Here is a 26,733-nt window from a genome sequence, read left to right on the forward strand (position 1 = left end):
AAGGGTTGGAGTGAAATCGGGCGATTGGACGCCCCGGCTGCTTGCATGGGCACGAGCCGATGCGGCGCATCCGAAGCATCCACTCATCCCGGTTGCACTCCAATACGATCCCCTTAAAGATCTTGAACAGGTTCTTATAGCGCTGAAGCGCTACATCTCATTGCCCGAGCAGCTATACAAAAGATAGCAATCATGCCGCTGCCTGTTGCTGCGCCCGCATGATCTGGTGGCGCTGCCAGTAGTGGCTGACCACGGCGTTGAACTGGTCCTTGTCCTTCTTGAGGCCGGGCAGCTTGATCTTGCTGGTCTTGGCGCCCAGGCCCAGGGCGTTCTTCTCGGGGTGTGTCACGATCAGCGCGTTGCCAAAGCTGCTTTCCTTGAATTCCAGACCCTTGATGGCGTCCCAGAACACCGTGGTCTCATCGGCCGAGGTGCGGATGCCGTCGATGCTCACCTCCACCGTCGCGTCGCCCTTGAGGGCAAACACCACGGGCGGAAAGTACTGCAACACCAGGGCTCGCTCCTGCTCGTTGGCGGGCTCGTAGCGGTAGGCCAGGCTGCGCTCGTGGTCCTGCGCAAACTGCTGTTCGTAAGCGCTCCACAGCCGCTGTTCGATGGCGTCGGCGGTCAATATCTCCTGCACCCAGGTGGTGGCGGGCGCACGCACGGCAATCGCGCCGTAGTCGCGCTCTTTCAGGGCCATACCCACGTTGCGCAGGCGCTCGGGCATGGCGGGGTGTGAGTCGAAGGGATGCGGCACATTGGCCGTCTTCATCGCATCCACAAAGTCGGGCGATGCCGCGTACGGCGCCAAGCCCTGGGCCACAAAACTCGCAATGCCCAGCGTGCTGTTGTCGTGCCGCTCGTTGCGGCCGAACAGTTCGTCCTCGATGCGGTAGCGGTACTGGGCGTAGGCGGCAATCTTGACCAGCGACTGTGCAATCGCCGCCGGGCTCACCAGCTTGGCCGCCAGGCGGTCGGCCTTGAACTCGCGCTCGCGGCTGTCGCTGGCCAGGGCGATTTCGAAGATGGTGCGGTACAGGTCCAGCAGCGGCGACGCCATGGCCGACAGCCCGCCGGTGCGGATGGCGTGGCGGTAGTGGTCAAACTGCACCAGCTTGGGCCCCAGCTGTGCGCTACGTCGAGTGTCGCCCCCGCGCAGGTGGGCCAACTCATGGCCCAGCACGGCGTCGGCCTCGGTCTGGTCCAGGATGCGCAGCAGCGGCAGGCTCACAAACAGCGTGCGGCCCGTGAGGGTTTGCTGGCCCACTGTGATCGGGGCCTCGGTCACAAAGAAGTTGGCATCGATGCCAGCCACGATGTGCCGGGGCGGCTCGGTCTTCAGGCGCTGCGCGAGGTGGCGAATGCGCTGCCACAGCAGCGGCGCATCGGCCTCGCCCACCAGCTCGCCCACCACCTGGTTGCTGGACTGCACCCGCTTGAAGATGCCCGCCACGGCCACCAGCACCCCGGCCCCCACGGCAAAGCCTACAAACAGCACCAGCTTCGGCGAGTACTTGTGGAAGAAAAACGCAGTGACCCAGAACGACAGCCACACCGCCATCGTCCCTTGCACCACCAGCGCCGTGGCGCTGGCCCAGGACGTCAGGCGCCAGCCCGCCACAAAGCTCGCGTACTGCAGCGTGCGGTCGGCAAACGCCAGCGCCCCCAGCCCCAGCACCGCCAGCAGCAGCGCCGCGCTGGCCACCAGCGTCCACAGCGACAGCTTGCGCGCCATGTGGAACTGCCAGACATCGGAGAAGGTGTCGCACAGCGCCTCGCGGTATTCGCGGGCCTCGGGGTCTGCATTGCTGCAAATGGTGGACGGCGGGTTGCTGCGGTAATAGTCCTTGCGCGCCTGCTTCTCGTCGGCGGGCAGGCCCTTTTCGGCATCGATGCGCTGGCTGATGCCGGCCACAAAACGGGTGTCCTGGTCGGTCTGGACATGGCGGGTGAACACGTAGGTGACCGCAGGCACCAGAAACAGCGCCAGCAGCGCATAGGCAAAGACCTTGACCAGGCCCAGGCGCCAGGCAGATTGAAACGTCATAGGTTCGGATGGTTGTGACGGCCCGGCACCGTGGCACCGGAAGGCTGAACGCCCCCCGCAAGCCACCGCACCGGTCCTTGTTGTAAATCGTGATCCGTAGGCGAAGCCTGGTTCACGTTGCCGCGCCCTTCCCACTCCGCCGGGCGGGATTATCAGGACGCATTCACCCGCGCACCCAGGCTCAAGGTAACCATTGGAAAGAATCGGCCGACAGACGGCGCGCGATTGCCAAACGGCCCAAGCCCCCGCGGGGCCAGCGCCGGGGTGGCGGTCCCTTAAAATGTGCGGTTCACCCTCTTGTTCGTCGGAGCGCTCCCTGCGGCCGCTCCGCCCCACGGCCCCCACTGCCACACCCCACTGCCAGACCCATGAGCACGCCCCAACCACAACCCGGCCTCGAAAGCCTGTCCAAGTCGTTTGAACCCGCTGCACTGGAAGCCCACTGGGGCCCCGAATGGGAAAAGCGCGGGTATGGCACCGCAGGCCACCGTGGCACGGGCCAGCCCCAGGCGGGCGAGCCCGCCTTCTCCATCCAGCTGCCCCCGCCCAACGTGACGGGCACGCTGCACATGGGCCATGCGTTCAACCAGACGATCATGGACAGCCTCACGCGCTACCACCGCATGAAGGGCTTCAATACCGTCTGGGTGCCGGGCACCGACCACGCAGGCATCGCCACGCAGATCGTGGTGGAGCGCCAGTTGCAAGAGCAAGGCATCAGCCGCTATGACATGGGCCCCACCCCGCCCGAGGCGCGCAAGAACTTTGTGAGCAAGGTGTGGGAGTGGAAGGAAAAGTCCGGCAACACCATCACCACGCAGATGCGCCGCATGGGCGACAGCGTGGACTGGAGCCGCGAATACTTCACCATGGACGACAAGCTCAGCGCCGTGGTGACCGACACTTTCGTGAAGCTGTACGAACAAGGCCTGATCTACCGCGGCAAGCGCCTGGTGAACTGGGACCCCAAGCTGCAGTCCGCCGTGTCCGACCTGGAAGTCGAGAGCGAAGAAAAAGACGGCTCGCTGTGGCACATCGCCTACCCGCTGGCCGATGGATCGGGCAGCCTGACGGTGGCCACCACCCGCCCCGAGACCATGCTGGGTGACGTGGCGCTAATGGTGCACCCGGAGGACGCGCGCTACACGCACCTCATCGGCAAGATGGTCAACCTGCCGCTGTGCGACCGCCAGATCCCGGTGATCGCCGACGAGTACGTGGACAAGGAATTCGGCACGGGCGTGGTCAAGGTCACCCCCGCGCACGACCAAAACGACTACGCCGTGGGCCAGCGCCACAAGCTGCCCATGATCGTGGTGCTGACGCTGCAGGCCACCATCAACGAGAACGCGCCCGCCAAGTACCAGGGCATGGACCGCTTCGTGGCCCGCAAGGCCGTGGTGGCCGACCTGGAAGCCATCGGCGCGCTGGTCGAGGTGAAGAAGCACAAGCTGATGGTGCCCATCTGCACCCGCACCGGCCAGGTGATCGAGCCCATGCTGACCGACCAGTGGTTCGTCGCCATGAGCAAGGTGTCCGACCAGGACCCCACCGGCAAGAGCATTGCGCAAAAGGCCATTGATGCCGTAGCCAGCGGTGATGTGAAGTTCGTGCCCGAAAACTGGGTGAACACCTACAACCAGTGGATGAACAACATCCAGGACTGGTGCATCAGCCGCCAGCTGTGGTGGGGCCACCAGATCCCGGCGTGGTACGACGAAGACGGCAACGTGATCGTCGCCCGCACCGAAGCCGAGGCGCAGGCCAAGGCCCCGGGTAAAAAGCTGCGCCGCGACGAGGACGTGCTGGACACCTGGTACTCGTCCGCCCTCGTGCCCTTCAGCACCATGGGCTGGCCGAACCAAGGCACCGCCGAAACCGACGACTTCAACCTGTACCTGCCCAGCACCGTGCTGGTCACGGGCTACGACATCATCTTCTTCTGGGTCGCCCGGATGATCATGATGACCACGCACTTCACGGGCCGCGTGCCGTTCAAGCACGTGTACATCCACGGCCTGGTGCGCGACGCGCAGGGCAAGAAGATGAGCAAGTCCGAGGGCAACGTGCTCGACCCCGTGGACCTGATCGACGGCATTGCGCTGGAACCGCTGCTTGACAAGCGAACCACCGGCCTGCGCAAGCCCGAGACCGCGCCCACCGTGCGCAAGAATACGCAAAAGGAATTCCCCGAAGGCATTCCGGCCTATGGCGCCGATGCGCTGCGCTTTACCTTTGCCGCGCTGGCATCGCTGGGCCGCAGCATCAACTTCGACAGCAAGCGCTGCGAGGGCTACCGCAACTTCTGCAACAAGCTCTGGAACGCCAGCCGCTTCGTGCTAATGAACTGCGAAGGCCAGGACTGCGGCCTGAAAGAGCACACCAAGGAAGAATGCCAGCCCGGCGGCAGCGCCCACGGCTACATGCAGTTCAGCCAGGCCGACCGCTGGATCACCTCGCTGCTGCAAAAGACCGAGGCCGAAGTCGCCAAGGGCTTTGAAGAGTACCGCCTGGACAACGTGGCCAACACGATCTACGACTTTGTCTGGAACGAGTACTGCGACTGGTACCTGGAAATCGCCAAGGTGCAGATCCAGAACGGCACCGACGCCCAGCAGCGCGCCACGCGCCGCACGCTGATCCGCACGCTCGAAGCCATCCTGCGCCTGGCCCACCCCATCATCCCGTTCATCACCGAAGCCCTGTGGCAGGTGGTGGCGCCCGTGGCGGGCATCCCGGGCGAATCGGTCAGCATCGCGCGCTATCCCGAAGCCCAACCGGCCAAGATCGACGAAGCTGCGATTGCCCACATGGGCCGCGTGAAGGGTCTCGTGGACGCGTGCCGCGCGCTGCGCGGCGAGATGAACGTGTCTCCCTCCACCCGCCTGCCCCTGTACGTGGTGGGCGACACCGAGTTCATGCGTGGCGTGGGCCCGGTGCTGCAGGCGCTGGCCAAGCTCAGCGAGGTCAAGGTGTTTGACGACGAGGCCGCTTGGGCCGCCGCCGCCCAGGCTGCGCCCGTGGCCGTGGTGGGCGACGCCCGCATGTGCCTGTACATGGAGATCGACGTGGCGGCCGAGAAAGCCCGCCTGTCCAAGGAAATCGCCCGCATCGACGGCGAGATCACCAAGGCCAACAACAAGCTGTCCAACGAAGCCTTTGTGGCCAAGGCGCCTGCGGCGGTGATCGAGCAGGAGAAAAAGCGCATTGCCGACTTCGGCGCCACGCTGGGCAGATTGCGCGATCAGCTGACACGGCTGGGCTAAAACCCGGGCCATACTGCGCCATGGCGGCCCGCCCTGCGCGGGCCGATTGCCTTGTTTTCATGTTCTGCCGGTGTGCGTGCGGCTGCCTTGCAGCCCACACACCGTCCCATCCGTCCAGAGGAGCCCCATGACTGTTGCCACCACCGTTCGCAAAGCCGTTTTCCCCGTTGCCGGACTGGGCACACGCTTTCTGCCCGCCACCAAGGCCAGCCCCAAGGAGATGCTGCCCGTGGTAGACAAGCCGCTGATCCAGTACGCCGTCGAAGAGGCCTACGCCGCGGGCATCCGCCACATGATCTTCGTGACAGGCCGCAGCAAGCGCGCCATTGAAGACCACTTCGACACCGCCTACGAACTGGAGGCCGAGCTGGAAGCGGCCGGCAAGAAGGAATTGCTGGAGCTGGTGCGCTCCATCCAGCCCAGCGACATGGACTGCGCCTTTGTGCGCCAGCCCCGCTCCCTGGGCCTGGGCCACGCCGTGCTGTGCGCCGAGCCGCTGGTGGGCAAGGAGCCGTTTGCCGTGCTGCTGGCCGACGATTTGATGGTCGGCCCCCAGGGTGGGCAGCCGGTGCTGGCGCAGATGGCAACCGCCTTCCGCCAGCAAGGCCGCTCGGTGATCGCCGTGCAAGAGGTGCCCGAGGACCAGGTGCACAAGTACGGCATCGTGGCGGGCGAGCCCGCCGGCGGCCCGCTGATCCGCATCCAGCGCATTGTCGAAAAGCCCAAGGCCGCCGAGGCCCCCTCGCGCATGGGCGTGGCCGGCCGCTACATCCTCACGCCTGGGGTGTTTGACGAAATCCGCAACCAGCCACGGGGCGTGGGCGGCGAGATCCAGCTCACCGACGGCATTGCGCGCCTGATGAATAACGAGGCCGTGTACGCCTTCCAGTACGAAGGCAAGCGCTACGACTGCGGCAGCAAGGAAGGGTTTCTGGAAGCGACGGTGGAACTGGCTCTGCAGCACCCGCAGGTGGGGGCGCACTTCCGGGACTACCTGAAGAACCTGGCGCTGTAAACCCGGCCGTCCAAGCTCTCGATTGATATCAAAATTGATAGCTGCCAGCGCTGATGCAAACAGCGCTGGCAGCTATTTTTGCGTTCAACGGCGGCGCAGGACGTGGATGTACTCTTCGCCCACCGTCTGCTGCTCCACCAGCTCGTTGCCGGTCTGCTTGGCAAACGCCTGAAAGTCGCGCAGCGATCCGTTGTCGGTGGCCACCACCTTGAGCAGCTGGCCGCTGGCCATGTCCGACAGCGCCTTCTTGGCCTTGAGGATGGGCAGGGGGCAGTTCAGGCCCCGGGTGTCGATTTCTTTGTGAATGTCCATGGTCATCAATCCTTAGGCGGCGTCGCGGCCGGGGCTTGTTCGTCCAGCCCCCGGCGGCGCTCTGCATTTTCTTCAGCCGTGAAAAACACGGGCTCATGGCCGCGCGTGCGCAGCCAGTCGGCCAGCGCGTAGCCCGTGCCCGCAGGCCAGCATTTGAGATCTGGCAGATCGTACAGCCGGTAGTCCACCAGCTCGGGCGACAGTTTGACCTGCCCCGTGGCCACCACGTGGTAGGCAATGATGACCTGGTTCATGCGCAAGAACTCGTAGGCGCCCACCAGGGTCGTGGACTGCACATCGAGGTTGGTCTCTTCCTTGACCTCGCGTGCAATGCCTTCCTGGGGCGACTCGCCTGCCTCCATGAAGCCGGTGATCAGCGCAAACATCTTGCCCGGCCACGCCGCGTTGCGCGCCAGCAGCACCTTGCCGTCGATCTCCACAATGGCGGCCAGCACGGGCGTGGGGTTGTTCCAGTGCGTCCAGCCGCAGGCGGGGCAGCGCAACCGCTCCTTGTCGCCGCCATCTTCGGCCAGCGTGATGGGCTGCAGCTCGGTCGCGCAGTGGGGGCAAAAACGGACTTCGTAGTGCATATGCTATCTTTTATGTAGCTACTGAGGCATATTCAACTAGCGCTAGCAACCATTTTGATTCAAAAACCTGTGCAAAGGCACCTGGCGACGCCCAAGGAGCCCATCCTGCACCCCGCACCACCGGTCATGCAGGAAACACCCCGGTCGACAAATACCGGTCGCCCCGGTCGCACACGATGAAGACGATGGTGGCATTGCTGTCGCGCGCGGCGATCTGCTGCGCCACCCAGCAGGCACCTGCAGCCGAGATGCCCGCAAAGATGCCTTCCTCGCGCGCCAGGCGACGGCACATGTCTTCGGCGTTGTCCTGGCTCACGTACACCAGCTCGTCCACGGTGCTGGCGTCGTAGATCTTGGGCAGGTACTCCTGCGGCCACTTGCGGATGCCCGGGATGCGCGAGCCTTCTTCAGGCTGCGCACCGATGATCTGGATGGCCGGGTTCTTCTCCTTGAAGAACCGCGACACGCCCGTGATGGTGCCCGTGGTGCCCATGGCGCTCACAAAGTGGGTGATGCGCCCGCCCGTCTGCTCCCAGATCTCGGGGCCCGTGGTTTCGTAGTGAATGCGCGGGTTGTCGGGGTTGCCAAACTGGTCCAGCACCTTGCCTTCGCCCCGTTTTTGCATGGCCTCGGCCAGGTCGCGGGCGTGCTCCATGCCGCCGCTCTTGGGGGTCAGCACCAGCTCGGCGCCAAAGGCCTTCATGGTCTGCGCACGTTCGATGGACAAGTCCTCCGGCATCACCAGCACCATGCGGTAGCCCTTGATGGCTGCGGCCATCGCCAGCGCGATACCGGTATTGCCCGACGTGGCCTCGATCAGAGTGTCGCCGGGGCGGATGTCGCCCCGCTCCTCTGCGCGGCGGATCATCGACAGTGCAGGCCGGTCCTTGACGGACCCTGCGGGGTTGTTGCCTTCGAGCTTGCCCAGCACCACATTGCCACGCGCCGCGTTGTCCTGGGCCCCAATGCGCTGCAGCGCCACCAGCGGCGTGTTGCCTACCGCGTCTTCAATCGTCGGATATTTCATACGCCCTACTGTGCCATAATTCAGGGCTTCACATATTCCGCCCGGGTGGTGAAATTGGTAGACGCAGGGGACTCAAAATCCCCCGCCGCAAGGCGTGCCGGTTCGATTCCGGCCCCGGGCACCACAGTCAACAAGGCCGGTAGCTTCCACGAGCTATCGGCTTTTTTGCTGGGCCAGCTGCTGTGGCGGCGGCATGTGATTTCTGCACACCCCCAGACCCGCACACCCAGCCACCGCCATGACCGCCCAGGATCTGATCGCGCACGCCACCGTGCTGGCCTACCGGCTGGCGGGTTATGCCCTGCAGAACATGGCCGAGGATGCGGCGCTGCTGGCGATGATGTTCTGCTGACCTTCACGCCCCTGCTGCAGCAACGCGTGCGCATGGCCGATGGCACGGCACCTCAACGCGCAGCCAGCAACAAGAAATCCTGCTCATAACCCTTGAGCGATTGCGCCGCACGCAGCCGGTGCGCAGGCGTCATGGCGTTGTGCAGGCGCGCAAACCCCTCGCAGCCCTCGGCCACCAGTGCTTGGGCGTAGCGCTGGTAGGCGCCATCCGGTGACGTCACCACGCGGTCCAGAAAACCCAGCATCAGCGTGCGGGCCTGGGCGGTGTTGCTGCGGTCGGCCTGGATGCTGCGCAGCACCTGCACCAGGTCTTTTTGCCTGCGCACGCGCTCGGCATAGGTGCGCTGCGGGTCAAAAGCCGACTGGGCGATAAAGGCGCGCAGCACGGCCTTCTGGGGCTCGTCCAGCGCGCCATAAAAGGTTTCGAGCCGCGATGAGAGGTCCTTGAAGCGGCGCTCGCGCAGCTTGTCGGGCGGCGGGTCCAGCCATTCGGATTTCCAGTCGGCATTGCTGTCGGCCTGCTTGCGCTCCAGGTTGCGGATCTGCGCCTCGGTCAGCTGCGAGGCCAGCCACACCACCTTGGGCTCGGCCTGGGCCAGCACCCTATCTACCTGGGCACGGGCTTCCTCGTAAATGCGGCAGGCCTGCTCGGCAGTGATGGTGGCAGGCAACTGCTGCTGCACCCTTTGCAACAGCTCGGCATGCTGGGGCAGCATGGTGTCGCGGTGCCAGCGGTGCAGCTCGCCCAGGTCGCCCCGCACGCGCTCTGTCTGCGCGTCCGACAGGTCAAGGTAACGGTTGAGCTGCCAGTACGCCAGGTGGGGCACCTGGTTGTACGCCAGCCGCACCGTGCTGCAGCCCGCCAGCAACGCACCGGCCAGGGCCAGGGCGGCAATGCACAGGGTGGTGCGCAGACGGGACAAAGCGGGCACGGCGGCTCCAGACAAGGGGAATGGCACAGGATAGGCCCAACGCTGCACACGGTGGGCACAGGGCCCGGATACCCCAGCCCGCGCACCAGGATTTAGCCAAAGGCACCCACCCGCACGGAGGTCCCACGCCACACCCTGCGAAGGATGCGCACAAGGGGCCGGCTGACGCGCGGGGTCAGTTGTCCTGTCGCCGGATCAGCTGGCGGCCACTGGCGGTGATGGCCAGCTCACCCCCCGTCCCCTTGGTGATGAAGCCCCATTCGAGCAGTCGCCCCGACACATGGTCCTTGAGCGCGTGGGGCAGCGTGATGACTTCGCCCATCTCCAGTTGCTTGAGGGTCTCGATCTCGTCCACGGTGGGGTCGAAATGCGGAGCGTGGTAAGTGGTCATGGTGGTCGCTCTCCAACAAGGTTGCTGAATGAAAGACAGACTTCCGCGCGGCCAGATTAGTTCACAGCCCCCGTGGGCGCAAGCGCGTCATCCCGCAACCGGCGGGCTACCCACCTCTGCCATGTGCTGGAGCCAGCGCGCAAACGTGGCCAGCACCGGGGGCTGGGCCTGTGCGGGGCTGATGAGGTAGTACGCGCGCTCGCCGCGCAGCGGGCGGTTGCAGGCCACCACCAGCTCGCCACTGGCAAGCTCTGCCTCGATGAGCAGCGGCGGGATCAGCGCCACGCCCATGCCGTGCGTGGCGGCCACGGCCAGCATGGAGAACAGCTCGTAGCGCGGGCCATCCAGCGCATGCGGCGCATCCACTGCCATGGCATCGAACCACTGGCGCCAGCCATACGGGCGCGTGCTTTGCTGCAGCAGCGGCAGCTCGGCCAGCGCCTCGGCGGCCACGGGCTGGTGGGCGCGGCCCCGGCCCCGCGGCGCGGCGGATTCGAGCAGGCGCGGGCTGCACACGGGCACCACGTCTTCATGCATCAGCAGCTGCGCCTGCACGCCAGGCCAGTTGCTCACCTGCTCGGGCGTGCCTGCGTACAGCGCGGCGTCGAAGGTGGTGTCGGCAAACAAGAAAGGCCGCGTCTGCGTGTCGATGTGCACCACGATGTCGGGGTGCGCCTGCGCCAGCTGCGGCAGGCGCGGGATGAGCCAGCGCGTGGCAAAGGTGGGCACGGCCGCCAGCGTGATCGTGCCGCCCTCGCCCTGGTGGGCCATCACATCGAGCGTGTCACGCTCCAGCCCCTGCAGCCAGCGCGCCACCTGGCGGCCATAGTGCGCGCCCGCTGGCGTCAGCACCACGCCGTGGCGCGTGCGGCGGAACAGCGCAACGCCCAAAAACTCTTCCAGCGCCTGGATCTGGCGTGAGACGGCGCTTTGGGTGAGCGACAGCTCCTGCGCGGCGCGGGTGTAGCTCTCGTGGCGGGCGGCCACTTCAAAACAGGCCAGGGCCTGGGTCGATGGAATGTTGCGGCGCATGATGAAGAGGAACTTGTAAAGAGGCATCCAGCCCTTCAGGCTGGCCGCAGCAAGTATTCCATACATTCCACAAACGCATGTCTGGATGAAAAGAACTCGCTTGCGGACTACTACCCCCAGGCCTACGATGCGTTCCAGATTCGTTTTTGTTCACCCTTTTTTCGACCTGGAGACACACATGGCCCACGCCGCTTTTCAATGGGATGACCCGTTCCTTCTGAGCCAGCAACTGACCGACGACGAGCGCGCCATCCGCGACGCCGCCGCCGCCTATTGCCAAGACAAGCTGGCACCCCGCGTGCTGGACGCCTTCCGCCACGAAAAGATGGACGTGAGCATCTTCCGCGAGATGGGTGAAGTGGGCCTCTTGGGCCCCACCATCCCCGAGCAATACGGTGGCCCCGGCCTGTCGTATGTGGCCTACGGCCTGATCGCCCGCGAAGTGGAGCGTGTGGATTCGGGCTACCGCTCGATGGCCAGCGTGCAGTCGTCGCTGGTGATGGTGCCTATTTATGAATTCGGCAGCGAAGCCCAGCGCCAGAAGTACCTGCCCAAGCTCGCCAGCGGCGAGTGGATTGGCTGCTTTGGCCTGACCGAGCCCGACCACGGCTCCGACCCCGGCAGCATGGCCACGCGCGCCTACAAGGTCGATGGTGGCTACAAGCTCAAGGGCAGCAAGATGTGGATCACCAACAGCCCCGTGGCCGACGTGTTCGTGGTCTGGGCCAAGGAAGTGTCCGAAGGCGGCGCCGTGGGCCCCATCCGCGGCTTTGTGCTGGAAAAGGGCATGAAGGGCCTGACAGCCCCCGCCATCCACGGCAAGGTGGGCCTGCGCGCCTCCATCACCGGCGAGATCGTGATGGACGATGTGTTCGTGCCCGAAGAAAACGCGTTCCCTGAAGTGCAAGGCCTCAAGGGCCCCTTCACCTGCTTGAACAGCGCGCGCTACGGCATCGCCTGGGGCGCCCTGGGCGCCGCCGAGTTCTGCTGGCACACCGCCCGCCAGTACACGCTGGACCGCAAGCAGTTTGGCCGCCCCCTGGCCGCCAACCAGCTCATCCAGAAGAAGCTGGCCGACATGCAGACCGAAATCGCCATCGGCCTGCAGGCCTGCCTGCAGTTCGGCCGCATGAAGGACGCGGGCACGGCCAGCGTGGAAGGCACCTCCATCATCAAGCGCAACAGCTGCGGCAAGGCGCTGGACATTGCCCGCCTGGCGCGCGACATGATGGGCGGCAACGGCATCAGCGATGAGTTTGGCGTGGCCCGCCACCTGGTGAACCTGGAAGTGGTGAACACCTACGAAGGTACGCACGATGTGCACGCGCTGATCCTGGGCCGCGCCCAGACGGGCATCGCCGCGTTCGCCAACTGATCGGCCTGCGCCCCGAAAGCCGGCAAAAACACCGCCTTTGCGGTGTTTTTGCCTTGTAGCGCTAGTCCATCATGCGCCAATAGCTATCAATTTCATAGTAAGCACACCATGACCACCTCCTCTACCGCCCCCGGCGCCCTCGCAGGCATCAAGGTGCTCGACCTCTCCCGCGTGCTGGCCGGGCCGTGGTGCACGCAGATCCTGGCCGACCTGGGCGCGGATGTGGTGAAGGTGGAGCGCCCCGGCGTGGGCGACGACACCCGCCAGTGGGGCCCGCCCTTCTTGAAGGACGCGGACGGCAACGACACCAACCAGGCCAGCTACTACACCGCGTGCAACCGCAACAAGCGCTCGGTCACCATCGACATGGCCTCGCCCGAGGGGCAGGCGCTCATCAAGCAGATGGCGCTGGAGGCCGACATCGTGGTGGAGAACTTCAAGGTCGGCGGCCTCAAGCAGTACGGCCTGGACCATGAAAGCCTGCGCGCACTCAACCCGCGCCTCATTTACTGCTCCGTCACCGGCTTTGGGCAAGACGGCCCGTATGCGGAACGCGCGGGCTACGACCTGATGGTGCAGGCCATGACGGGCCTGATGAGCATCACCGGCCAGGCCGACAACCAGCCCGGCGGTGGCCCCATGCGTGTGGGCGTGGCCGTCATCGACCTGTTCACCGGCCTCTACGCCAGCAACGCCATCCTGGCCGCGCTGCACGTGCGCGACAACGCCACCAATGGCACCGGCGAGGGCCAGCACATCGACATGGCCCTGCTCGACGTGGGTATGGCCGTGCTGGCCAACCAGGCCTCCGGGTTCCTCGCCACCGGCAAGGCACCCGGCCGCATGGGCAACAGCCACCCCAGCCTCGCGCCCTACCAGGACTTCCCTACGCAGGACGGCAACATGCTGCTGGCCATTGGCAACGACGGGCAGTTCCAGCGCTTTTGCGCGGCGGCCGAGCAGCCCCAGTGGGCCAGCGACCCGCGCTTTGCGACCAACACCCTGCGCGTGCAAAACCGCACCGCTCTGATCCCCGCCATGGAGGCCGTGACCCGCACACGCACCACGGCCGACTGGATCACGCTGCTGGAAGACAAGGCCGTGCCCTGCGGCCCCATCAATACCATTGCCCAGGCCTTTGACGACGCCCAGGTGCAGGCCCGTGGCCTGGCCGTGACGCTGCCGCGCTGGAAGGACGGCGAGGCCGCCACCGACAACGTGCAGCAGATCACCGGCGTGGCCAGCCCGCTGCGCCTGTCGGCCACCCCACCCGTGCTGCGCAATGCTCCACCGGCACTGGGGCAGCACACCGACCAGGTGCTGCGCGAGATGGGGCTGGATGCGGCGCGCATTGCAGCGCTGCGAGCCAGCGGGGTTGTTTAGGCAGCCCCTCGCGGCATCGGTCTGCGCGATGCCCTGACCACTGCACGGCCTTGCCCTCACCGGCAAGGCCGTTTTGTTTGGGCCGGCTGCATTCGATAAGTCACCGGCCCTATTCCGCGCACGCCTGCCCCACGGCAAAAAAGACATGTACAAAAATTTACATCCGTCTCCATAATCCTAGAGACACCCTGCCCGCGGCCCTGCCCACCACGCGCCGCTGAACCAGGATGGAGGGCCACTGGCCCCACTGCGACGTTTCTGGACCCTCAAGGAGTTCCTCATGAAGCTCAGCCTCAAGCTCCCCCTGGCCTTCACCGTGTCGCTGCTCTTGCTGTTTGCAGCGGCCCTGTTTGGCATCAGCCGTCTGAATCAGGCGCTCGACACCTACCAGACCACCGTGGCCCAGAGCTTTGAGCACGAGCGCATGGCAGCGGGCATGCTCAACAACTTCAAGGTGCAGGTGCAGGAGTGGAAAAACGTGCTGCTGCGCGGCAAGGACCCGGCCCAGCTCACGCGCTACTGGGCCGCGTTTGAAAAGCAGGAACAGGCCATCAAGGACGAGGCGCAAAAGCTGATCGCAGCCCTGCCCGCCGGCGAAGGCCGAGAGCGCGTGAGCCAGTTTGCGCAAGCGCACGAACGCATGGGCGCCGCATACCGCAAGGGATTCGAGGCTTTCAAGGCCGCCGACCACGACCCGCAGGCGGGCGACAAGGCCGTGGCCGGCATGGACCGCGAGCCCTCGCAACTGCTGGACCAGGCGGGCGACCTGATCGCAAAGGCCAGCAGCGCCGTGGCCGAACGTGCCGCAGCCACCGCACAGCGCGCCACCACCATCAGCCTGGTGGTGATGCTGGTGGTGTGCGCGCTGGGCATTGCCGGCGCCATTGCCTTCAGCCGCACGGTGGTGAACCCGCTGGACAACGCGGTGCGCGTGTCGCAGGCCGTGGCCAGCGGCGACCTGACGGTGGCGCGGCATGTGCAGGGCAAGGACGAGATCGCACTGCTGCTGAACGCGCTGCACGACATGCAGAACAGCCTGTCGCAGGTGGTGAGCAACGTGCGCAACAACGCTGACAGCGTGGCCGCCGCCAGCACCGAGATCGCGCTGGGCAACAACGACCTGAGCGCGCGCACCGAGCAGCAGGCAAGCGCGCTGGAGGAAACGTCGGCATCGATGGAAGAGCTGAGTTCCACCGTGCAGGCCAATGCCGAAAACGCCCGCACCGCCAACCAGCTGGCCGTGAGCGCCAGCACCGTGGCCGTGCAAGGCGGCGACGTGGTGGCCGAGGTGGTGACCACCATGAAGGGCATTAACGACAGCAGCAAGAAGATCGCCGACATCATCAGCGTGATCGACGGCATCGCCTTCCAGACCAATATCCTGGCGCTGAACGCTGCGGTCGAAGCAGCCCGCGCAGGCGAACAGGGCCGGGGTTTTGCCGTGGTGGCCAGCGAAGTGCGCAACCTCGCGCAGCGCAGCGCCGACGCAGCCAAGGAGATCAAGACCCTGATCCACGCCAGCGTGGAGCGTGTGGAGCTGGGCACCACGTTGGTGGACAAGGCAGGTGCGACGATGAACGAGGTGGTCAGCGCCATCCGCCGCGTGACCGACATCGTGGGCGAGATCAGCGCCGCCAGCAGCGAACAAAGCGCGGGCGTGGCCCAGGTGGGCGAAGCGGTGATGCAGATGGACCAGGCCACGCAGCAGAACGCCGCGCTGGTCGAGCAAAGCGCAGCGGCTGCCGACAGCCTGAAGGTGCAGGCGCAACAACTGGTACAGGCGGTGGCGGTGTTCCGGCTGGCGGACATGGCAAGCAGCGCTGCGCCGGTGCCCCGCGTGGGCGCTCCCGGCCCTCGGCAGCCTCGGCTGGCTGCGGGCTGAGGTTATGGGCGGAGGCGGAGCCGGGTCTTTGCTCCCTCTCCCCTCGCGGGAGAGGGAGTGATACCCATGGGGAAGCCCGCTGGGCAGGGGAAAATTTGAACCAAATAAGCCTCCAGCACTTTCACAGAAAGCGCCAGCAGCTATTCATTCAATAGCAATTCAAGCTATGCAACTTCCATCACGGGCGCTGCCTGCTGGCTCGTTGCCAGCGTGGGCGATGCCAGCTTGCGCAGGTAGGCCATGGTCTGAAGGCAGGCCTGGGCGACCTCGGTGCCCTTCTTCACGAAATGCTCGCGGAAGAAGCGCACATGGTCCTCGTGGTCGTGGAAGTCGCGCGGCGTGAGCACGGCCGACATCACGGGCACCTCGGTGTCGAGCTGCACGCGCATCAGGCCGTCGATGACGGCAGTGGTCACAAACTCGTGGCGGTAGATGCCGCCGTTGACCACCAGCGCACAGGCCACGATGGCGTCGTAGCGCCCGCTGCGCGCGAGCTTGCGAGCCAAGAGCGGAATCTCGAACGCGCCGGGCACATCGAACAGCGCCACCTGCGCAGGCGGCAGTCCGTGGCGGTCGAACTCGGCCAGGGCCGCGTCGCGGGCCTGGTGCACGATGTCCTGGTGCCAGCTGGCACTGATGATGGCCACGCGGGCGCCACGGTGGGCGGCGACGGGGGCCAGGGGAGAGACGGAAGAAGTAGCAGAAGACTGATTCATGGGTTCCTCAAAACAGGTCGTACCAGAATCAGGGCGCGCGCGAGCACGGCACCTGCACAGGGCGGCGCAGGCCTCCCGGCGCTTGCACGCGGGCTTTGAAAACACGCACGCAAACACCATAGGCCCAGCCGCCCGGTGCGGGCGCTGTGGGTTTCGCGATCTCTTTCATCCGGACTGTGACCGTCGGCTCTGGCATCGCACCAGATCTGCTGACCCTGCAGGCCTGTTCCGAAAAACGGCACAGCAGGCGCTCGCGGGCTCTTGCGGACTTTTCAGCCAACAAATACCGCCGGTGGGGAATTTCGCCCCGCCCTGAGAACGCTGTCGGCCCCGAAGGTCATTCGGGGCCGACGATGGCATTTTAGGCGGGTGGATGGCTCGATGCCGTCGCGCAGGCGATTGCCTGCCCTGGCAGTGACGGCTTCTGTGGCTCAGGCTGTGCTGAACGCCGAGACGGCTCAGGGCACGCGCTGAAACCCGCCTTCGGCCCAAGCCGCTGCGCTGGCGGGTGTGAGCTTGAAAGTGGGCGGTGCGGACGCACGGGCTACCTCTTCACCCAGCTCGTCCTGCGCGCTCAGCGTGGCCGTGGCCCCTTCTTCATCGGGCACGATGGCCAGCGCCACGCGCAGGCGCTGGCCGTCGGCAGTGGTGATGTGCACGCTCTTGTTCAGCTGCGCATGCAACTGCTGCTCGTGGCGGCGCAGAACCTCGCTGGCCGTCTTGACGAGGGTGTGGAAGGCGGACACATCGAGCGGCTTGGGATTCTTCTTGTCTCGGCCCATGGTCCAGGGGCCCACCAGCGCGGGCTCGGCTTCGCCCTGAAGGGTCATGGAGACAGCCCAGCCGTCGTCCTCTTCGTTCTTGATGACGCGCGCCGTCCAGCGGCCGTCGCTCCAGAGGCGGGGTTCCTGGATGGTGTCGGGGGCGTCGAAGGAGTCGGTCATGGCAAGGCGGGCAAGGGGGCGCAGAGCATAACGGCACGGGCACCCGGGCCAGGCTTTCAATAACCGGCGGTTATTGAGGTGGATCACCCCGCACACCCGCCGTCTCGCGCAGCACCGCCATGAAGGCCTGCGCGGCCGGCGTGGGCGGCTCGCCCAGGCGGGTGATAAGGCCATAGCCCGGCATGCGGTCGGGCCAGCCCACGGGGATGCGCGCCAAAAGGCCGCGGCGCACATACTTTTCGACCAGCGCCGCGGGCTGCAGCGACAGCATGGGTGTGGTGTTCATCAACTCCAGCGCGAACAGAAAGGACGGCGTTTCAACCACGCCCGCCGTCAGCGACAGGCCCGCACCGCCAAACAGGTCGTCCGACACCTTGCGCACCGCCGTGGAGGGCGGGTACAGAATCCACGGCCAGTGCGCCAGCTCGGTCAGCGACAGGTCGGCCGCGCCGCGCAGCGGGTGTTGCGGCCCGGCCACCACCGACATGGGCTCGGCGGACAGGTGCTCGTAGCGGAACTGGCTGCGCTGGTCCTCGCTGGTGAAGCGGCCAATCATCAGGTCGATCTTGTGCTCGGCCAGCCAGGCGATGAGCTGGTCGCTGCTCTGCTCCAGGATCTTGATGACCAAGAGGGGCCGCAGGCGCTGGATCTCCACCACCGAGGCCACCAGCACATGCGCGGCCGAGCCGGTGATGGCGCCCACCGTCACATGGCCGTGGCCGCCCTGCTTGAGGGCGTTGAACTCGTCGACAAACTTGCGCTGCCCATCGAGCGCTGCGCTGGCGTAGCGCAGCGTAAAAAGCCCCAGCTCGTTGGGCCGCATGCCGCGCGAAAGGCGGTCGAACAGGCGCGCCTCCAGGATCTCCTCGATGTCCATCAGGATCTTGGTGGCCGCCGGCTGCGTGACATGCATCTGCTCGGCCGTGAGCCGCAGGTTGCGCGTGCGGCCCAGGATGTCCAGAAACTGCAAATGCCGAAAGCGCAGCCGCGCGCAGGCCTGCGCCAAAGACAAGGGTTTACCCGGAAATTCGTCTGGACTCATAAGCGTTTGGAATGGATTGTCGCAAAACATTCAGTGGACCGGCCGGGGCGCGAAACCTAACCTTGTCTCTGCGTCGATAACGGCTGCCCCAAAAAGCCGCAGGCGCCAAAGGCCTCGCCAACGGGGTCAGCCATTCCAACGGAGACAAGACACCATGCAATTCACTTCCCTCGCCAAATCCTTGGCACTCGGCGCCACGCTGCTGGCGGCCCTCGCCGCACCCGTCGCCGCGCAAGTCAAGGAACACACCTTCAAGGTCGGCATCGGCCTGAGCGACGACCACCCGCAGGCCCAGGCCGTGCGGCACTTTGCCGAGCGCCTGCAGGCCAAAAGCGGCGGCAAGATGAATGCCAAGCTGTTTGCCAGCGGCGCTTTGGGCAACGACGTGAGCATGACGTCTGCCCTGCGCGGCGGCACGCTGGAGATGACGATCCCGGATTCGTCCACGCTGATGTCGCTGATCAAGCCCTTTGGCGTGCTGAACCTGCCGCTCACCTTCAACAACGAGGCAGAAGCCGACGCAGTGCTGGACGGCCCCTTCGGCCAGAAACTGCTGGCCATGCTGCCCGACAAGGGCCTGATCGGCCTGGGCTTTTGGGAGAACGGCTTCCGCCACGTGACCAACTCGCGCCGGGCCATCAACACGGCCGACGACCTGGCGGGCCTGAAACTGCGCGTGATCCAGAGCCCCTTGTTCCTCGACACCTTCAATGCCCTGGGCACCAACGCCACGCCCATGCCGTTCACCGAGCTGTACACCGCCATGGAACAAAAGGCCGTGGACGGCCAGGAGAACCCGCCCGCCACCATCCTGGCCAGCAAGTTCTATGAGGTGCAAAAGCACCTGGTGCTGTCGCGCCACATGTACAGCGCCTGGGTGCTGCTCATCTCCAAGAAAACCTGGGACGGCCTCTCGGCCGACGAGAAGAAGATCGTGCAGGAGGCCGCGCGCGAGGCCACGGTGTTCGAGCGCAAGACCATCCGCGCCTTCAGCGAAACCGCCCTGGGCGAGCTGAAGAAGGCCGGCATGCAGATCACCGAGCTGCCCGCCGCCGAGCAGGCCAAGCTGCGCACCAAGCTGCAGCCCGTGCTGGCCAAGTACGGCAAGGAGTTTGGCGAAGAGACCACCAGCGAGCTGATGGGCGAGCTGGCCAAGGCGCGGGGCGGCAAGTAATTTGCACGCTTCCCGGGGCGCAGCGTCCGGCTGCGCCCAGCCCCTCTTTTGCGACGCCCCGACCCCATGACAAAAATACCCCGCCGCCCCTTCCGCTCCCGCGAATGGTTTGCCGCGCCCGAGCGCTCGGACATGACCGCGCTGTACCTGGAGCGGTTCATGAACTACGGGCTGACGCCCGAAGAACTGCGCTCGGGCCGGCCCATCATCGGCATTGCGCAGACGGGCAGCGACCTGTCGCCCTGCAACCGCATCCACCTGGATCTGGCGCGCCGCGTGCGCGACGGCATCCGCGATGCGGGTGGCATTCCGATGGAGTTCCCCGTCCACCCCATCTTTGAAAACTGCCGCCGCCCCACTGCCGCGCTGGACCGCAACCTGGCCTACCTGGGCCTGGTGGAGATCCTGTACGGCTACCCCATCGACGCCGTGGTGCTGACCACGGGCTGCGACAAGACCACGCCCGCGGGCGTCATGGCCGCGTCCACGGTGGACATTCCGGCTATCGTGCTCTCGGGCGGGCCCATGCTCGACGGCTGGCACGAAGGACAGCTGGTAGGCTCGGGCACCGTGATCTGGCGCAGCCGCCGCCAGCTGGCTGCGGGCGAGATCGACGAGGAAGAATTCTTGCAGCGCGCCTGCAACAGCGCCCCCTCCGCCGGGCACTGCAACACCATGGGCACGGCCTCGACCATGAACGCGGTGGCCGAGGCGCTGGGCTTGTCATTGCCCGGCTGTGCGGCCATCCCGGCACCGTACCGCGAGCGTGGGCAGATGGCGTACGAAACCGGACGGCGCATTGTGGAGATGGCGTACGAAGACCTGCGCCCCTCGCGCATCCTGACGCGCGAGAGCTTTTTGAACGCGCTGTCGGTGGTGAGCGTGGCGGGCGGCAGCAGCAACGCGCAGGTGCACATCATGGCCATGGCGCGGCACGCGGGCGTGCAGCTCGATGCACAGGACTGGACCGACCACGCCTACGACCTGCCGCTGCTGCTGAACATGCAGCCTGCAGGCCAGTTTCTGGGCGAGCGCTTCTTCCGTGCGGGCGGCGTACCGGCATTGATGTGGGAGCTGCAGCAGGCGGGCAAACTGCATGCAGACTGCGCCAGCGTGACCGGCAAGACGGTGGGCGAGAACCTGCAGGGCCGCGAGACCCATGACCGCGAGGTGATCCGCCCCTTCAGCAACCCGCTCATGCACAAGGCGGGGTTCATGGTGCTCAGCGGCAACCTGTTCGACTTCGGGATCATGAAGACCTCGGTCATCTCCGAAGCCTTTCGCCAACGCTACCTGAGCCGCCCGGGGCAGGAGGGCATCTTTGAAGCCCGTGCCGTGGTGTTTGAAGGCGCGGACGACTACCACGCGTGCATCAACGACCCGGCACTGAACATCGACGAAGGCTGCATCCTGGTGATGCGCGGCGCGGGCCCCATCGGCTGGCCGGGCTCGGCCGAGGTGGTGAACATGCAGCCGCCCGACGCGCTGATCCGGCGCGGCATCAACACGCTGCCCACACTGGGCGACGGGCGCCAGTCGGGCACGGCAGACAGCCCGTCCATCCTCAACGCATCGCCCGAAAGCGCCGTGGGTGGCGGGCTGAGTTGGCTGCAAAGCGGCGACACGATCCGCATCGACCTCAACACCGGGCGCTGCGACGCGCTGATCGCCCCCGAAGAGATCGAGCGCCGCAAACGCGACCTGCCCGCCCCACCCGTGCCCGCGAGCCAGTCCCCCTGGGAAGCGCTGTATCGCGAGAAAACGGGGCAACTGGCGGATGGCGCCACGCTGGACTTTGCGCTAGGTTTTCAGCGCATTTCCGAAAAGACGCCACGCCACAACCACTGACAACGACCAGGTGGGGCGCTCGCGCTCACCCGGCTTTTTTCAAAGGACTTTCCATGAACGACATGACGGCAGCGGCAGTTGCCGAACGGGCCCGTGCGCCCCACGCCACATTGCAAGTGCTTCCCGACGACGGCGTACAGGGCACGCTGGTCGGCCGCGTGTGGGCACCCAGCGGTGCCGTTCCCGGCCCGGCGGTCGTCGCACTGCGGCCCGAAGGTGTTTTTGACCTCAGCGCGCACTACCCCACCATGAGCACGCTGCTCGACACCCTGGCGCCTGCCGAGGCTGCGCGCACCGCCACCGGCCAGTACCTGTGCAGTGTGGAGGACCTGCTGGCCAACAGCCAACCCGGCGCGCGCGAGGCCACCCGCCCCTGGCTGCTGGCGCCGTGCGACCTGCAGGTGGTCAAGGCGGCGGGCGTGACCTTTGCGGCCAGCCTCATCGAGCGCGTGATCGAAGAACAGGCGCGCGGCGATGCCACCCGCGCGCAGGGCCTGCGCAGCCAGGTCATCGGCCTCATCGGCGAGAACCTGGCCGACATCCGCCCCGGCTCACCCGAGGCCATGCGCCTGAAGGCGCTGCTGCAAGACAAAGGCCTGTGGTCGCAGTACCTGGAGGTGGGCATCGGCCCCGACGCCGAGGTGTTCACCAAGGCACCGGTGCTGGCCTCGGTGGGCTGTGGCGACGACATCGGCATCCGCTCCGATTCGGCCTGGAACAACCCCGAGCCCGAGGTGGTGCTGGCCGTGAACAGCCGGGGCCAGATCGTGGGAGCCACGCTGGGCAACGACGTGAACCTGCGCGACATCGAGGGCCGTAGCGCCCTGCTGCTGGGCAAGGCCAAGGACAACAACGCATCGTGCGCGCTGGGCCCGTTTATCCGCCTGTTCGATGCCAGCTTCGGGCTGGAACAGGTGCGCAATGAGACGGTGCACCTGCGCGTGGCGGGCCAAGACGGCTTTGAGCTGCGCGGCATCAACACCATGGCCAGCATCAGCCGCGACCCTGCGGACCTGGTGGCGCAGACATTGGCCGCGCACCAGTACCCGGACGGCTTCATGCTGTTCATGGGCACACTGTTCGCCCCCATCGAAGACCGCGACCAGCCGGGCGGCGGCTTCACCCACCACCTGGGCGACCTGGTGTCCATTCAGAGTGCCTGGCTGGGCGGCCTGCACAACCGCGTGGCGCACAGCGAGGCTGCGCCGCCCTGGCGCTTTGGCCTGCGCGCCTTCATGGCCAACCTGGCGCAGCGCGGGCTACTGCAGGGCTCAACGCTCTGACGCCCCAAAGAAAAACAGGAGACAAAGATGCTGAATGCCTTCATCGACCGCTGCTGCCGCGCCATCAACCTGATCATCGCCCTGGCGCTGGCCGTCATGGTGGTGATGGTGTTCGGCAATGTGGTGCTGCGCTATGCGTTCAACTCCGGCATCACCGTCAGCGAAGAGGTATCGCGCTGGCTGTTCGTGTGGATCACTTTCCTCGGCGCCATCGTGGCGGTGCGCGAGCGCGGGCATCTGGGCACGGATTTTCTGCTGGCGCGCCTGCCGCCGCTGGGCCAGCGCATTTGCCTGGCCCTGAGCTACGCGCTGATGCTCTGGTGCACCTGGCTGCTGTTCAGCGGCGCACTGGCGCAGACGCGCATCAACTGGGACGTGGACGCGCCGGTCACGGGCGCCTCCATGGCCATCTTCTATGCCTCGGGCGTGGTGTTTGCCGTGGCGGCGGGCCTGCTGCTGGCGCTGGACCTGTGGCGCATTGTGTCGGGGCAGATGCCGGACAGCGAACTGGTGCAGATCTCCGAGTCCGAAGAACTGGCCGCCGTGGGCAGCCAACTGCCACACGCAGCCCCCGCGCCCACGGCCTCGCGCCAGTGAGCCGCCCACCGCAATGACCTGGAGCGCTCTTCCATGACCGTTTTTATCTTCCTCGGCTCCCTGCTGGCCGCCATGGCCATTGGCGTGCCGATTGCCTACGCGCTGCTGGTGTCCGGCGTCGCCCTCATGTGGCACCTGGACCTGTTTGACGCACAGATCCTGGCGCAGAACGTGATCAACGGCGCCGACAGCTTTCCGCTGCTGGCGGTGCCCTTCTTCATGCTGGCGGGCGAAATCATGAACGTGGGTGGGCTGTCGCAGCGCATCGTCAAGCTCGCGCTCACGCTGGTCGGGCACAAGCGCGGCGGGCTGGGCTTTGTGGCTATCCTGGCCGCCTGCATGCTGGCGGCGCTGTCGGGTTCGGCCGTGGCCGACACGGCAGCACTGGCAGCCCTGCTGCTGCCCATGATGGTGAAGGCGGGGCACGACAAGGCGCGCGCGGGCGGGCTGATTGCCTCGGCCGGCATCATTGCGCCGGTCATTCCGCCTTCCATCGGCTTCGTGGTGTTTGGCGTGGCAGCCAATGTGTCGATCAGCAAGCTGTTCCTGGCGGGCATCGTCCCGGGCCTGCTGATGGGCCTCGCGATTGCGGTCACCTGGTACTGGGTGTCGCAGCGCGAAAACGTCACGCCGCCGCCCAAGGCCTCCACGGCCGAGAAGCTGCAGGCGCTCAAGGAATCGACCTGGGCGTTGTTCCTGCCCGTCATCGTGATTGTGGGCTTGAAGATGGGCGTGTTCACGCCCACAGAGGCGGCGGCGGTGGCTGCGGTTTACGCCCTGTTTGTGGCAACGGTGGTGTACCGCGAGCTGCACTGGCGCCAGCTGACCGAGGTGTTCACCAGCGCCGCCAAAACTACGGCCGTGATCATGTTCCTGGTGGCCGCCGCCATGGTCAGCGCCTGGCTCATCACCGTGGCCGACATCCCGCGCCAACTGGTGGGCCTGCTCAAGCCGCTGATGGAACACCCCACGCTGCTGCTCATCGCCATCATGGTGCTGGTGATGGCCGTGGGCACCGCCATGGACATGACGCCCACCATCCTGATCCTGACGCCCGTGCTGATGCCCGTGGTGAAGGCTGCGGGCATCGACCCGGTCTACTTTGGCGTGTTGTTCATCATCAACAACGCCATCGGGCTCATCACCCCGCCCGTGGGCACGGTGCTGAACGTGGTGGCAGGCGTGGGCAAGATGCGCATGGACGACGTGACGCGGGGCGTGATTCCGTTCATGGTGGCGCAGTTCGCGGTGATGTTCTTGATGGTGCTGTTTCCGTCGCTGGTGCTGGTGCCGATGCGGTGGTTTACGGGATGAATCTACAGGCTTGAAGCAAAAAATGCCGCAAGCGCTAGTGGATATTGCGCTTGCAGCTATCAAATCAGGAGCCAATCACTCCCGAGCACCATTCAGTTGGCCACCGTGAACCGCTTTTGCACATGGCGCGGCGTTTCCAGCTCGTCGGCCATTGCCACCGCCAGGTCGGCCACGCTGATGCTACCGGGCTGGTCACCATTCATCAGCGGGGCCTCGTCGCCCAGTCGGTACTGGCCGGTGCGCTCGCCGGGCTGCAGCAGGATGGGGGGCGAGAGGAAGGTCCAGTCCAGCGTGCTCTCGGTGCGGATCCAGTTCAGCGCCTCGCGCGCGGCCAGGGCGCCCTGCTTCCATTCGGCCGGGAACTGGGGCGTGTCCACCAGCTGCACGCCGGGCGCCACGAACAGGCTGCCTGCGCCGCCCACCACCAGCAGTCGGCGCACACCAGCCGCCTTGGTGCCGTCGATGATGGCGCGCGTGCCTTTGAGGAACTGGTCGTGGATGTCTGGCACCGTCCAGCCGGGGTTGTAGGCGCTCACCACCGCGTCGTGGCCTGCAACGGCCTTGGCCACCTGGGTGGCGTCCTGCGCGTCTGCGGCGACCACGGTCAGACCTTCGCGGGCCGTGAGCTTTGCGGGATTGCGGGCCAGCACGGTCACGCGGTGGCCGCGTTGCAGCAGTTCGTTCAGCACGGCCGAGCCGACAAAGCCGGTGGCGCCAATCAGGGCGATGTTCATACGGTGTCCTTGGGGTCAAAGTTACGATGCAGTGAGAATAGGAGCTTGTCAAAGCACGCGGTAGAGGGCTAAAACAGCCTTTTCTTTGAGGCCCCGCTTCACAATCAACTCCTTACCTCCTCGCGCTACCCCTGATGGAAGACCTCAAACGCATGGCCGTGTTTGCCGCTGTGGTGCAACACGGCTCGATGAGCGGCGCCGCGCGCGCCCTGGGCATGAGCACCTCGGCGGTGAGCCAGCAGGTGCGCAAGCTCGAAAGCGATGGCGGCGTGACGCTGCTGCACCGCTCCACACGCAAGCTGGCGCTGACCGAGGCAGGCCAGCGGTACCACGCGCGCTGCGCTGCCATGTGGGCGGCGGCGGAGCAGGCGCGGGCCGAACTGGCGGCCTCGCGCGATGCGCCGAGCGGCGAGTTGCGGATGTCGGCCACCGTAGGTTTTGCGCGGCACATTGCGCCCGCCCTGGGAGAACTGCTGGCCGCGCACCCGGCGCTGCGCCTGCGGCTGCTGGTGGACGACTCCACCATCGACCTCATCAACGCCCGCATCGATCTGGCGGTGCGCTACGGGCGTCTGGCGGATTCGACCTGGGCCGCACGGCGCCTGGGGGGCATGCGTTGGTACCTGTGCGCGTCGCCCGAATGGGTGGCCGCACATGGCATGCCCCAGCACCCGGACGCGCTGCTGTCCCACAGCTGGCTGGGCTTTGCGCGGGAGGGGGGTGGGCTGCTCATCGACCTGCGCAGCCCCACCGGCGAGCCCCGCGCGCTGCGCGTGGAGCCGCGCATCGCCAGCAACAACCAGCTGTCGATCCAGCAGATGTGCGAAGCCGGGCTGGGCCTGGCGCTGGTGGGCAGCATGGACGCGCACGAGGCGCTGCAGGCCGGGCGGTTGGTGCGGCTGCTGCCCGAGTGGTCGTTCGGCACGCTCGATATCTGGGCCGTCACACCCCAGCGCGATGCCCAGCCCGCAAAGGTGCGCCAGGCGATTGCAGCGCTGCACGCCTACCTGAAGCAGGTGCCGGGCATTTCGGACTGAGGCCCGGCGATACTGTGAAACCCTGCCGGCCCACTACTGCGCGGAAGCCCCACGGCAACGCCACGCCCCTGCGGCAGACCTTGCACAGGGGCTGATATCTTGACCAGACCGTTGCGGAGACATCCATGATTCTTGAAGTTGCCCACCTCACTGTCCGCACCGGTCAGAACAGCGCGTTTGAGCAGGCTTTTGCCCAGGCGCAGCGCATCATTGCGTCCGTGCCCGGCTATTTGTCCCATGAGCTGGGCCATTGCATGGAGCGACCGCAGGACTATGTGCTGCTGGTGCGCTGGGCCACCCTGACCGACCACGAGGTGGGGTTCCGCCAGTCCGCCCAGTACCAGGAATGGAAGCGGCTGCTGCACCATTTTTACGATCCGTTCCCCACGGTTGTGCACTTTGAGCCCGTCACGCCGGACAGGGTGTGACGGCGCCGCC

At 66.1% G+C, this 26,733-nt stretch carries 23 protein-coding genes, 1 tRNA gene and 1 riboswitch; of the genes, 13 read left to right on the forward strand and 11 right to left on the reverse strand.

What is annotated here, in order from left to right; all coding sequences use genetic code 11:
* Window positions 1–190: 190 nt before the first annotated feature.
* Window positions 191–2,050, reverse strand: a complete 1,860-nt coding sequence (locus ACOYR4_RS17470; RefSeq protein ID WP_422847464.1) for a M48 family metallopeptidase — start codon at window positions 2,048–2,050, stop codon at window positions 191–193.
* Between the two features lie 368 nt (window positions 2,051–2,418).
* Between ACOYR4_RS17470 and ACOYR4_RS17475 the strand changes: the two genes are divergently transcribed.
* On the forward strand, window positions 2,419–5,316 hold the full coding sequence (locus ACOYR4_RS17475) for a valine--tRNA ligase (protein WP_422847465.1): 2,898 nt from the start codon (window positions 2,419–2,421) through the stop codon (window positions 5,314–5,316).
* A gap of 127 nt (window positions 5,317–5,443) precedes the next feature.
* Window positions 5,444–6,331 (forward strand): UTP--glucose-1-phosphate uridylyltransferase GalU, encoded by an 888-nt coding sequence (galU, locus tag ACOYR4_RS17480; RefSeq protein WP_110960010.1) that lies wholly within the window; start codon window positions 5,444–5,446, stop codon window positions 6,329–6,331.
* Window positions 6,332–6,415: 84 nt separating this feature from the next.
* On the opposite strand, the gene ACOYR4_RS17485 is transcribed toward galU, so the two are convergent.
* The 3 genes from ACOYR4_RS17485 to cysM all read right to left on the reverse strand — a co-directional run bounded on the left by ACOYR4_RS17485 (window position 6,416) and on the right by cysM (window position 8,260).
* Window positions 6,416–6,643, reverse strand: coding sequence for a sulfurtransferase TusA family protein (locus ACOYR4_RS17485; protein ID WP_015015339.1), 228 nt, complete (start codon window positions 6,641–6,643; stop codon window positions 6,416–6,418).
* Window positions 6,644–6,648: 5 nt separating this feature from the next.
* Window positions 6,649–7,233, reverse strand: coding sequence for an NUDIX domain-containing protein (locus ACOYR4_RS17490; RefSeq protein ID WP_015015340.1), 585 nt, complete (start codon window positions 7,231–7,233; stop codon window positions 6,649–6,651).
* 124 nt (window positions 7,234–7,357) lie between these two features.
* On the reverse strand, window positions 7,358–8,260 hold the full coding sequence (gene cysM / locus ACOYR4_RS17495; RefSeq protein WP_422847466.1) for a cysteine synthase CysM: 903 nt from the start codon (window positions 8,258–8,260) through the stop codon (window positions 7,358–7,360).
* A gap of 39 nt (window positions 8,261–8,299) precedes the next feature.
* Between cysM and ACOYR4_RS17500 the strand changes: the two genes are divergently transcribed.
* Window positions 8,300–8,384 (forward strand) — tRNA-Leu (locus tag ACOYR4_RS17500).
* Between the two features lie 280 nt (window positions 8,385–8,664).
* Here ACOYR4_RS17500 and ACOYR4_RS17505 read toward each other — a convergent pair.
* From ACOYR4_RS17505 to ACOYR4_RS17515, 3 genes are all read right to left on the reverse strand, one after another.
* The gene (locus ACOYR4_RS17505; protein WP_422847467.1) at window positions 8,665–9,543 is read right to left on the reverse strand and encodes a DUF6279 family lipoprotein; all 879 of its coding nucleotides are present in this window, start codon (window positions 9,541–9,543) and stop codon (window positions 8,665–8,667) included.
* Window positions 9,544–9,718: 175 nt separating this feature from the next.
* Window positions 9,719–9,934, reverse strand: coding sequence for a hypothetical protein (locus ACOYR4_RS17510; protein WP_015015343.1), 216 nt, complete (start codon window positions 9,932–9,934; stop codon window positions 9,719–9,721).
* 87 nt (window positions 9,935–10,021) lie between these two features.
* Window positions 10,022–10,966 carry a LysR family transcriptional regulator gene (locus ACOYR4_RS17515; protein ID WP_422849684.1) on the reverse strand — a complete coding sequence of 315 codons (945 nt, stop codon included), beginning with the start codon at window positions 10,964–10,966 and terminating at the stop codon, window positions 10,022–10,024.
* A 178-nt stretch (window positions 10,967–11,144) separates the two neighbouring features.
* Between ACOYR4_RS17515 and ACOYR4_RS17520 the strand changes: the two genes are divergently transcribed.
* From ACOYR4_RS17520 to ACOYR4_RS17530, 3 genes are all read left to right on the forward strand, one after another.
* Window positions 11,145–12,341 (forward strand): acyl-CoA dehydrogenase, encoded by a 1,197-nt coding sequence (locus tag ACOYR4_RS17520; protein ID WP_015015345.1) that lies wholly within the window; start codon window positions 11,145–11,147, stop codon window positions 12,339–12,341.
* A 108-nt stretch (window positions 12,342–12,449) separates the two neighbouring features.
* Window positions 12,450–13,724, forward strand: coding sequence for a CaiB/BaiF CoA transferase family protein (locus tag ACOYR4_RS17525; RefSeq protein WP_422847468.1), 1,275 nt, complete (start codon window positions 12,450–12,452; stop codon window positions 13,722–13,724).
* 280 nt (window positions 13,725–14,004) lie between these two features.
* Window positions 14,005–15,606, forward strand: coding sequence for a methyl-accepting chemotaxis protein (locus tag ACOYR4_RS17530; protein WP_422847469.1), 1,602 nt, complete (start codon window positions 14,005–14,007; stop codon window positions 15,604–15,606).
* Between the two features lie 164 nt (window positions 15,607–15,770).
* On the opposite strand, the gene ACOYR4_RS17535 is transcribed toward ACOYR4_RS17530, so the two are convergent.
* The 3 genes from ACOYR4_RS17535 to ACOYR4_RS17545 form a co-directional block, all read right to left on the reverse strand.
* Window positions 15,771–16,322 carry a 6,7-dimethyl-8-ribityllumazine synthase gene (locus ACOYR4_RS17535; RefSeq protein WP_422847470.1) on the reverse strand — a complete coding sequence of 184 codons (552 nt, stop codon included), beginning with the start codon at window positions 16,320–16,322 and terminating at the stop codon, window positions 15,771–15,773.
* Between the two features lie 153 nt (window positions 16,323–16,475).
* Window positions 16,476–16,646: riboswitch (FMN riboswitch) on the reverse strand.
* 134 nt (window positions 16,647–16,780) lie between these two features.
* Window positions 16,781–17,266, reverse strand: coding sequence for a hypothetical protein (locus ACOYR4_RS17540; RefSeq protein ID WP_422847471.1), 486 nt, complete (start codon window positions 17,264–17,266; stop codon window positions 16,781–16,783).
* Window positions 17,267–17,336: 70 nt separating this feature from the next.
* A complete protein-coding gene (locus ACOYR4_RS17545) occupies window positions 17,337–18,308 on the reverse strand; it encodes a LysR family transcriptional regulator (RefSeq protein ID WP_422847472.1) in 972 nt (323 codons plus the stop codon).
* A gap of 154 nt (window positions 18,309–18,462) precedes the next feature.
* On the opposite strand from ACOYR4_RS17545, the gene ACOYR4_RS17550 reads away from it, so the two are divergent.
* The 5 genes from ACOYR4_RS17550 (at window position 18,463) to ACOYR4_RS17570 (ending at window position 24,524) form a co-directional block, all read left to right on the forward strand.
* Entirely contained in the window at window positions 18,463–19,482 is a 1,020-nt protein-coding gene (locus ACOYR4_RS17550) for a TRAP transporter substrate-binding protein (RefSeq protein WP_015015351.1), read from the forward strand.
* Window positions 19,483–19,548: 66 nt separating this feature from the next.
* Window positions 19,549–21,330 (forward strand): IlvD/Edd family dehydratase, encoded by a 1,782-nt coding sequence (locus ACOYR4_RS17555; RefSeq protein WP_422847473.1) that lies wholly within the window; start codon window positions 19,549–19,551, stop codon window positions 21,328–21,330.
* A gap of 53 nt (window positions 21,331–21,383) precedes the next feature.
* A complete protein-coding gene (locus ACOYR4_RS17560) occupies window positions 21,384–22,613 on the forward strand; it encodes a fumarylacetoacetate hydrolase family protein (RefSeq protein ID WP_422847474.1) in 1,230 nt (409 codons plus the stop codon).
* A 27-nt stretch (window positions 22,614–22,640) separates the two neighbouring features.
* Window positions 22,641–23,210 carry a TRAP transporter small permease gene (locus tag ACOYR4_RS17565; RefSeq protein WP_422847475.1) on the forward strand — a complete coding sequence of 190 codons (570 nt, stop codon included), beginning with the start codon at window positions 22,641–22,643 and terminating at the stop codon, window positions 23,208–23,210.
* A 33-nt stretch (window positions 23,211–23,243) separates the two neighbouring features.
* Complete coding sequence (locus tag ACOYR4_RS17570; protein WP_015015355.1) at window positions 23,244–24,524, forward strand: TRAP transporter large permease subunit; 1,281 nt, start codon at window positions 23,244–23,246, stop codon at window positions 24,522–24,524.
* Window positions 24,525–24,616: 92 nt separating this feature from the next.
* Here the strand turns inward: ACOYR4_RS17570 and ACOYR4_RS17575 are convergent, their stop codons facing one another.
* Window positions 24,617–25,258, reverse strand: coding sequence for an NAD(P)-dependent oxidoreductase (locus tag ACOYR4_RS17575; RefSeq protein ID WP_121942247.1), 642 nt, complete (start codon window positions 25,256–25,258; stop codon window positions 24,617–24,619).
* A 134-nt stretch (window positions 25,259–25,392) separates the two neighbouring features.
* On the opposite strand from ACOYR4_RS17575, the gene ACOYR4_RS17580 reads away from it, so the two are divergent.
* Both ACOYR4_RS17580 and ACOYR4_RS17585 read left to right on the forward strand, forming a co-directional pair.
* Window positions 25,393–26,295, forward strand: a complete 903-nt coding sequence (locus ACOYR4_RS17580; protein WP_422847476.1) for a LysR family transcriptional regulator — start codon at window positions 25,393–25,395, stop codon at window positions 26,293–26,295.
* A 125-nt stretch (window positions 26,296–26,420) separates the two neighbouring features.
* Window positions 26,421–26,723 (forward strand): antibiotic biosynthesis monooxygenase family protein, encoded by a 303-nt coding sequence (locus ACOYR4_RS17585; protein ID WP_422847477.1) that lies wholly within the window; start codon window positions 26,421–26,423, stop codon window positions 26,721–26,723.
* The last annotated feature ends 10 nt before the right edge of the window (window positions 26,724–26,733 follow it).

Source organism: Acidovorax sp. M14, from assembly GCF_049331375.1.
Lineage (GTDB): Bacteria > Pseudomonadota > Gammaproteobacteria > Burkholderiales > Burkholderiaceae_C > Acidovorax.